9 protein-coding genes and 1 pseudogene are annotated in these 8,190 nt (G+C 70.0%); 5 read left to right on the forward strand and 5 right to left on the reverse strand.

From position 1 onward, the window contains the following. Window positions 1–103: 103 nt before the first annotated feature. The 5 genes from MKK60_RS03030 to MKK60_RS03050 all read right to left on the reverse strand — a co-directional run bounded on the left by MKK60_RS03030 (window position 104) and on the right by MKK60_RS03050 (window position 4,685). Window positions 104–547 (reverse strand): Shedu anti-phage system protein SduA domain-containing protein, encoded by a 444-nt coding sequence (locus MKK60_RS03030; RefSeq protein ID WP_243983898.1) that lies wholly within the window; start codon window positions 545–547, stop codon window positions 104–106. Continuing rightward, the gene (locus tag MKK60_RS03035; protein ID WP_243983899.1) at window positions 544–795 is read right to left on the reverse strand and encodes a hypothetical protein; all 252 of its coding nucleotides are present in this window, start codon (window positions 793–795) and stop codon (window positions 544–546) included. Before MKK60_RS03035 ends, MKK60_RS03030 begins: the two co-directional genes overlap by 4 nt. A 105-nt stretch (window positions 796–900) precedes the next feature. After that, the gene (locus tag MKK60_RS03040) at window positions 901–2,832 is read right to left on the reverse strand and encodes a potassium transporter Kup (protein WP_147843773.1); all 1,932 of its coding nucleotides are present in this window, start codon (window positions 2,830–2,832) and stop codon (window positions 901–903) included. A 310-nt stretch (window positions 2,833–3,142) separates the two neighbouring features. After that, entirely contained in the window at window positions 3,143–4,381 is a 1,239-nt protein-coding gene (locus MKK60_RS03045) for a type II toxin-antitoxin system HipA family toxin (RefSeq protein ID WP_243983900.1), read from the reverse strand. Next, window positions 4,365–4,685: a helix-turn-helix transcriptional regulator gene (locus MKK60_RS03050; protein WP_147729654.1), complete on the reverse strand. Its 321-nt coding sequence runs from the start codon at window positions 4,683–4,685 to the stop codon at window positions 4,365–4,367. Before MKK60_RS03050 ends, MKK60_RS03045 begins: the two co-directional genes overlap by 17 nt. Window positions 4,686–4,977: 292 nt before the next feature. Between MKK60_RS03050 and msrA the strand changes: the two genes are divergently transcribed. The 5 genes and pseudogenes from msrA to MKK60_RS03075 all read left to right on the forward strand — a co-directional run. Continuing rightward, complete coding sequence (msrA, locus tag MKK60_RS03055; protein ID WP_409567357.1) at window positions 4,978–5,718, forward strand: peptide-methionine (S)-S-oxide reductase MsrA; 741 nt, start codon at window positions 4,978–4,980, stop codon at window positions 5,716–5,718. 89 nt (window positions 5,719–5,807) lie between these two features. Then, window positions 5,808–6,089, forward strand: coding sequence for a DUF6516 family protein (locus MKK60_RS03060; RefSeq protein WP_243983902.1), 282 nt, complete (start codon window positions 5,808–5,810; stop codon window positions 6,087–6,089). After that, window positions 6,086–6,445: a helix-turn-helix domain-containing protein gene (locus MKK60_RS03065; RefSeq protein ID WP_243938145.1), complete on the forward strand. Its 360-nt coding sequence runs from the start codon at window positions 6,086–6,088 to the stop codon at window positions 6,443–6,445. The genes MKK60_RS03060 and MKK60_RS03065 overlap by 4 nt, the downstream gene beginning before the upstream one ends. Window positions 6,446–6,587: 142 nt before the next feature. Continuing rightward, window positions 6,588–7,895 carry an MFS transporter gene (locus MKK60_RS03070; protein WP_147843768.1) on the forward strand — a complete coding sequence of 436 codons (1,308 nt, stop codon included), beginning with the start codon at window positions 6,588–6,590 and terminating at the stop codon, window positions 7,893–7,895. A 179-nt stretch (window positions 7,896–8,074) separates the two neighbouring features. After that, window positions 8,075–8,190 (forward strand): annotated as a pseudogene (locus MKK60_RS03075) (GntR family transcriptional regulator); the annotation flags it as partial.

Consider the following 8,190-nt stretch of genomic DNA (forward strand, 5'->3'; position numbering starts at 1 on the left):
TCGCGCGCAAGCTCGGCGCGGGCGGCGGGCGTCCACATCGGGGTTCCTGGGTGAGCGTCAGACACTCTCCCAACGCCCGCGATGCTCGCCGCTCACCCAATAGCTAAGCTGTTCTGCCCATTATGAAACGGGGTCTAAGAACAGAGTCGTTTGGATGGTCGGATCGAACCCAAGCCCAATCGATAACTTGGCTGAAGCCGTGCTCGATACGGGTCGACCAGGATCGATATTGCGCTGTCCCGCCCTTGAAGATGCTGTTGTCCATCGCATCCTCGAACTCGATCAGCCCAAAGGTGCGCAGGCCATCATTGCCCAGTACCAAGTCGGTACGAAACATGCCTTTGAGCGACAGTTCGAACTTGATTAGGTCTGGTGCCTGCATTCCAAGCAGCGACGCCAGCAAGCAGGCCATATGCGGACGGGCTTTGATCTCTTGTACGATCGCCGTCTCGCCGACGAAAGTGACACCGGCCAGCCAATCCTTGAAGGTAGAAAGCTCAGTTTCGGCCGTTTTAAGATCGAACTTTATCGAGGCGAATACGCTCATTCTTTTTGGGCAAACGAGCTATCGACGACAGATAAAATCTCGACTCCATTGCGAGATCTTTGACGCCAGAGCACGCGCCTATTGCCAATATTCGACACGAACCGTCCGTCGCTGGTCCGCCTAGTCGTCGGCACGTCAGTGATTTCTTTGACATGAAACAGGCGCTTCAAGGCGGCCTGATCGGCCTTCGGCAGGCGCTGCAACTGTGCGCCGGCCGGGTACGAGACATCGACTTTCAACAAGGCCATGAGACTACCCTCTGCCCACCAGATACTACGCCAAGCAGAAACTCGCCAGAGATGTGTTGCCGAGATTGCCAGGATCATTTCCGGCCGAGCTCGAGGTGGCGCCCCTCAGATCTCGATCTCGGTCCCCACCTCCACCACCTGCCGCGTCGGCAGCCCGAAATGGGCGCCGGTGCGCTCGGCGTTGCGCTTCATGAAGGCGTAGAGGCCCTCGCGCCAGCTGTGCATGCCGGGGTTGGTCGGCGACGGGATGATGGCCTCGTGGCCGACGAAGTAGGTGATATCCTCCACGAACTCCGCCGGCAGCAGGCCGCTCGCCACCGCGCATTGCAGCCCTTCGGGAATCGAGGCCGTCTGCATGAAGCCGTAATGCAGCACCACGCGCTCCATCCCGGGCGTGTATTTCGAGATCGCCTTGCGGATGCCCGAAGCCACGAGCGTCACCTCCGCGCGCTGCGACGCCGGCACGATCGGCTCCTCCTCGTAGATCACGGTGATCAGGAGGATGCGCTCGTGCAGGCAGCGGCTGCGCTCGACCAGGCGCCCGAGCGCCATCGGGATGCCCTCGCTCGCCGCCGAGAGGAAGGCGGCGGTGCCGGGCAGCGTCACCGGCGGGTGCGAGGCGAGGCGGGCGAGGAAGGCGTCCTCCTTCTGCCGCAGCGGCTCGCGCACCGCCTCCAGCACCCGGTTGCCCTTCATCCAGGTCAGCATCAGGAAGGCGACCGAGAAGGCCAGCACCAGCGGGAACCAGCCGCCCTCGAGGAGCTTCGCGCTGTTGGCCGCCAGGAACACCAGGTCGATGGCGAGGAAGAAGCCGTTGACCGCGAGCACCGCGGCGAGGCCGTAGCCCCAGCGCAGCGCGATCAGCGCGGCGAGCAGCGTGGTGATGCCCATCAGCGCCGAGACGGCGATGCCGTAGGCGCCGGCCAGCGCATCGGAGGAGCCGAACAGCACCACCGCGACGAGGGTGGCGAGCGCCAGGAGCCAGTTCACCGCCGGCACGTAGATCTGCCCGCGCTCGTGCTTGTCGGTGTGGACCACCCGCATCGCCGGCATGAAGCCGAGCTGGATCGCCTGCTGCGTCAGGGAATACACCCCCGAGATCACCGCCTGCGAGGCGATGACGGTGGCCATGGTGGCGAGCGCCACGAGGGGATAGTGCGCCCAGTCCGGCGCGAGCCGGTAGAACGGGTTCTCGATCGCGTCCGGCTCGGCGATGAGCAGCGCGCCCTGCCCGCAATAGTGGATCAGCAGCGCCGGCAGCACGAGGCCGAACCACGCGGTGCGGATCGCCGGCGCCCCGAAATGCCCGAGATCGGCATACATCGCCTCGCCGCCGGTGACCGCGAGGAAGGCCGCGCCGAGCATCAGGAACGAGACGTGCCAGCCGGCATGGACCAGGAAGTCGACCGCCCGCCACGGGTTGACCGCCGCCAGGATCTGCGGCGCGTGCCAGATGCTCGGGATCGCCAGCAGCACCAGGACGGAGAACCACACCAGCATCACCGGGCCGAACACCCGGCCGATCACCGCCACGCCCTGCCGCTGGACCAGGAACAGCCCGATCAGGATCAGGATCGTCAGCGGGACGACGAAGGGGCTCAGCACCGGCGCGTCGACCTTCAGGCCCTCGATCGCCGACAGCACCGAGATCGCCGGGGTGATCGCGCCGTCGCCGTAGAGAAGCGCCGCGCCGACGAGCCCGACCACCAGCAGCAGCGCCTGCCAGGTGCCGGCCTTGGCGTGGCGGGCGCCGAGCAGCGCCAGCATCGCGACGATGCCGCCCTCGCCGCGGTTGTCGGCGCGCAGGATCAGCACCGCGTATTTCAGCGAGACGATCAGGATCAGCGCCCACAGGATCAGCGAGACCGCGCCGGTGGCCGCCGCCGCGACCGGCGCCCCGCCGGAGATGCCGGCCTTCACCGCCTCCTTGAAGGCGTAGAGCGGGCTGGTGCCGATGTCGCCGTAGACGACCCCGAGCGCCCCGAGCGTCAGCGCCGGCCCGGCCGCGTGCCGCACCGCCCCGGGCTTTCGCGCCACCGGGGCGACCGGAAGCGCACGCTCCTGCGAAGGGCTGACGGCTCGGCTCACGGACACGCCCCTCGGATCGAAGATCGGCGCGAGGCTGCCTGCATCCGCGCGGCCGTTCAAGATGCCGGTGCGGGCGAGTGCTGTGGGAACACGGCGATGTGTCCGGGTTGCACAAGTCGGGACGGCCCGGAATCGCGGAGAAACGGGATCCGATCCGTCGACCGCCCCGACGTGGCCTGCCTCGACGTGACCTGCACCGACGGGATCTGCACCCAGTCGGTCCGGCTGCGCCCCGCGTGCGGCCGGGGCCGGCACGATTTCAGGACGCGCGTGCGGCCGGGGCGAAACTCGCGGCGAGCATCGTCCGGTCCCCGGCCGGCATCCCACGCGCCGCCATGAACTCCGGCACGCGCCGCATCGCCGCCTGGACCGCCTCGCGAATGCTGTCGGCCGCGATGCGCGACAGCTTGAACCGCGGATGGGACGCGAACGCCCGTTCGGCATCCCATTCGGGACCGAGGCCCGGCGCCGGCGCGCAGACATGCCGCATCACGCCCGGATGCGGTGCGATGTCGAAGACCGGCGACAGCCGCCACCCGTCGCCCGCACCGAGGAACGCGTGGTTGCGCAGGTGGTCGTCGGTGTTGTGGAGGCACGCGTTCACCAGGAGCCGCCGGAACATCTCCGGAAACGCGTTCGCGACGCCGATCGACTCCGCGACCGCCGCGATGTCGACGTAGGTCTTCCGGGTGCCGTAGCCGAAGCTCGGCTCCTTGAGCAGCGTGGCCGCACTCAGATAGGCGATCGGCTCGCCTTCCGAGGTGCGGTCGAACCGTTCGACGAGAAGCACGCTTCGACCGCCGATATCGAGAAGCTCGCGAGCCGGGACCGACAGGCCGGCCGCCTCGGCGACGTCGAGGCAGACCGCCTCCGCGCGCGGATCGTCGAACCTGTCGCCCCAGGCGGGAAACTTCGCGATCCACTGGCGCCCGCGGTGCCGCAGCCGCGCCTTGGGGCGGGCGCCCCCGACGTCGGCGCTGTTGCGGAGGAGCACCTGCAGGTGATGCGAGGCGCTGCGGCCGTCCTCGATCGCCTCGGCCGCCGCCAGCAGCGCCGCGACGTCGTCCTCCGCGGCGGGCAGGTGCAGGAGCGGGGCTTCGTCCGGAACCCAGGTCCGGGGACCGTCCGGGGTCGGGCCGAAGGCGAGGTCCCCCGTTCGCGTGGTTCCGCCCAGGGCAAGATACTCGGCCATCCCGAGGCGTCGATGCGGGAAGGCCCGATCGAGGATGCCCTTGCCCCAGCCGTCGGGCCCGGCATCGTGAAAGGCGAGGTGGACCTCGTCGGGATGAGCCGACCTCGACCGGCCGCTGATCGGAAGCCCGATCGGATCGATCGGCCTCGGGGTCCCGGAGCGAAGGACGGACTTGGCGTAGACGAAGCGGCCGATCCGCCTGTCGCCCCCTTCGAAGCGTAGCGAGCCGACGGGGACGTAGCGCGCCGCATCCCATCGGAAGACGACGAGCTCGTCGAGGCGGCCGGATTCAGAAATCCGCCACATGGGCAGACCTCCTCGATCGCCGGCGGCCGAGCACGGCGTCCATGTCGTCGCCGATCGGATCGGCGGCGACGATCTCCCCGAGGCGTTCGGTATAGCCGAGGACGGTCAGCGCCTTGAGCAGGATGCCGACCGCCACGCCCGGACGCCCGTTCTCGATCGCGACCACGGATGGGCGGCCGACCCCCATGCGCTCGGCGAACGCGGCCTGGGTGAGGTTTCGGCGCAGCCGTGCGAGCCGGATGGTCTGGCCGAGCCTCGCGAGGCTCGCCAGTTCGTCGCTCGACAGGACCGTGGTCGTGCGCATGGCTAGAACTCCATACGTTATCTTGGTTTGTGATATATCTTCTGATCGCCCGAAGGACCAGCACGGACTGCCGGGCGGCAACCCTCCGCCGAACCGACCGGACACGGGCTCGCGTCGCCTCCGTGGGATCGCCGACGCGCCGGCCGCCTGAGCTGGGCGCCGCGACGCACCCGGCGCGCTCCGGTGCCCATGATGCCGCGTAACCGATGGCCTCGGCTGCGCGTACATGAGGATCGGCCCCCGCCCCGCGCGCGCCGCGCCCCCTCGCTCGGAGACCGCCATGTCCAAGAACATGTCCCTGACACCCAAAGCGTCCGGCCTGCGCGGGGTCGCGCTCGCGACGGTCGCGGGCCTCGCCCTGATGGCCGGTGCGGTCTCGCTGCGCGGCCTCGCCCATGCGGAGGAGCCCGGCCGGCGCCTGCCGGAGGCCGCCGTGACCGCCCGGGAGACCGCGAAGGAGACCGGCCTGCGCACCGCGACGCTCGCCGGCGGCTGCTTCTGGGGCGTGCAGGGGGTGTTCCAGCACGTGCGCGGCGTCCGCCGGGCCGTGTCGGGCTATGCCGGCGGCGACGCGTCGGATGCGCGCTACAGCGCGGTCAGCACCGGTGGCACCGGCCATGCCGAGGCGGTGCGCATCACCTACGATCCCAAGGTGATCCGCTACGACGAGCTGCTGCGGATCTTCTTCTCGGTGGCGCTCGACCCGACGCAGGTGAACCGCCAGGGCCCGGATTCCGGCCCGCAATACCGCTCGGCGATCTTCCCCGCCGACGCGGAGCAGGCGCGGGTCGCCGAGGCCTACATCGCCCAGCTCGACGCCGCGCACGCCTACGCGAAGCCGATCGCCACGCGGATCGAGCCGGGCGCGACCTTCTACCCGGCGGAAGGCTACCACCAGGACTTCATGGCGAGCCACCCGAGCCACCCCTACATCGCCGCCAACGACGCGCCGAAGCTGCGCGACCTGCAGGCGCTGTTCCCCGAGCGCACCGCGCCGGAGCCGGTGCTGGTCGGCGGCCGCCCGCCGGCCTGAGGACGTCTCACGGGCCGAATCGGCCACCGGCCCGGCACGGGTGTTGTCATCATTGACAACACCCGTGCCGGGCCGCAAGGGATGGCATCATGACGGTGGTGCTGATCGAGAAATCCCGCACCGTCCTCAGCGACACCGCCTTCTTCGAGGTGACGCTCTGGCATGTCCCGGCCCCGGTCCCGGGCAGCCTGCATGCCTTCAAGTACCGGCTCGCCCTCGTCGTGAGCGGCGCGTGCGTGCTTCGCTACGACAACGAGCGCGGCAAGGGCGATCACCGCCCTATCGGATCGCGGGAGGACCGGTTCGCCTTCACGAGCCTGGAAGCCCTCTTCGACGCCTTCGAGGCCGACATGAGAAGGATCCTGGGATGAGCATTCTGACGGTCGGCATCGGATCCGTGGCGGATGCGAGGACCCGCTTCCTCGAGGCGGCCGCCGATGCCATGGCCGGGCACGCCGCAGCCGCTGCGCCGACAATCTACTTTGCCAGCTACGATGCGTTGCATCGCGTCCTCGCGCCGTCGCGCCTGGCGATCGTCAAGGCGATGGCGGGCCAGGGACCGCTCGCCATCCGCGAAGTCGCCCGGCGGGTCGGTCGCGACGTCCAGGCGGTGCATCGGGACGTGGTGACGCTGGCGGAGGCCGGCGTCGTCGACCGGTCGGACGCGGGCGTGACCTTCCCCTACGACCGGATCCATTTCGAGTTCGACGTCGGCGCCGCCGCCTGAGCGCGGGCGAGCCGGTCCCTGAGGGCCGCCCCCGCGCACCGCGACAATCCTGCGCCCTTCCCCCCTCCCGTGCCGCCGGCGCCCTTGTCCTGCCGCTCCGATCCGCGCCAGGATCGCCGGGTCGGCGAAAGGGGACCGGATCATGGCTGTGGCGTCGGGACCCGGAGCCCCAAACCCCCTCGACCTCGTGCCGATCGAGGATGCCAGCCTCGGGGCGTTCTACCGGAGCATGACCACGCCCGAGCGGCGCACCTTCTGGGCCTGCGCCGCCGGCTGGGCGCTCGACGGCATGGACTTCATGATCTACCCGCTGGTGATCGGCACGATCATCAGCCTGTGGAGGGTCGATCCGGGCACGGCCGGCCTCGCCGCCACCGTCACGCTGCTGGCCTCCGCGCTCGGCGGGTGGCTCGCCGGCTTCGTCGCCGACCGCATCGGCCGCGTGCTGACGCTGCAGATCACCATCCTCTGGTTCTCGGTCTTCTCGCTGGTCTGCGCCTTCGTGCAGAACTTCGAGCAGCTGCTCGTCGCCCGCGCGCTGCTCGGCCTCGGCTTCGGCGGCGAGTGGGCGGCCGGCGCGGTGCTGATGGGCGAGACCATCCGGGCGCAGTATCGCGGCCGGGCCGTCGGCTCGGTGCAGTCCGGCTGGGCGATCGGCTGGGGGATGGCGGTGCTGTCGCAGGCGGTGCTGTTCTCCTATCTCCCGCCCGAGAGCGCGTGGCGCTGGATGTTCGCGATCGGCGCGCTGCCGGCGCTGCTGGTGTTCTACCTCCGCCGCTACGTCGCGGAGCCGAAGGTCGCCGCCGAGACCCGCGCCAGGGCGCGCGCGGCCGGCGAGGAGCCTAAGCTCTGGGAAATCTTCGCCGGCCCGCTGCTGCGCACCACGATCCTGGCCTCGCTCGCCGCCGCCGGCTGCCAGGGCGGCTACTACGCCATCACCACCTGGCTGCCGCGCTACCTCACCACCGAGCGCGGCCTGTCGATCGTCTCCTCCACCGGCTACCTCTCGGCGCTGATCGTGGGCTCGTTTGCCGGCTACCTCGTCGGCGCCTGGCTCGCCGACCGGCTCGGGCGGCGCCCGCTGTTCCTGATCTTCTCGATCGGCGCGATCCTGGTCATCGTCGCCTACACCCAGCTGCCGCTCTCGAACGCGGTGCTGTGGGTGCTGGGCTTCCCGCTCGGCTTCTTCGCCTCGGGCTACTTCTCGGGGATGGGCGCCTTCCTCACCGAGCTCTACCCGACGCGGCTGCGCGGCTCGGGCCAGGGCTTCTGCTACAATTTCGGGCGGGGCCTCGGCGCGCTGTTCCCGTTCCTGGTGGGCGAGCTCTCGAAATCGATCGGCCTCGCCTCGGCGATCGCGGTCTTCGCCGCGGGCGCCTACGGCGTGTTCTTTCTCGCCGCCTTCGCCCTGCCGGAGACGCGGGGGAAGGTGCTGCACGCCGACGGGTAGGGGGACGGGTTTGTCCCTCCCCCCTCTGCGGGGGAGGGTGGGCCTCGCGTCAGCGAGGGTCGGGAGAGGCGAGCGACCTCTCCGGACAACGCGCTCCCCTCTCCCGACCCGCTGCGCGGCCCACGCTCCCCCGCTCAGGGGGAGGGAAAGACTGCGTCCAGTTCGGCGGAGAGGACGCCCTGATCCCGATCCGCGATTGCCCCGCCCCCGATCCGCCTCCCGCCGGCCCGACGCGCTACGCGGTGCCGGCGGGGGCGGTCGACAGCCATGCCCACGTGATCGGCCGGCCGCCGGC

The sequence above is a fragment of the Methylobacterium sp. J-092 genome (assembly GCF_022829325.1).
GTDB lineage: Bacteria > Pseudomonadota > Alphaproteobacteria > Rhizobiales > Beijerinckiaceae > Methylobacterium.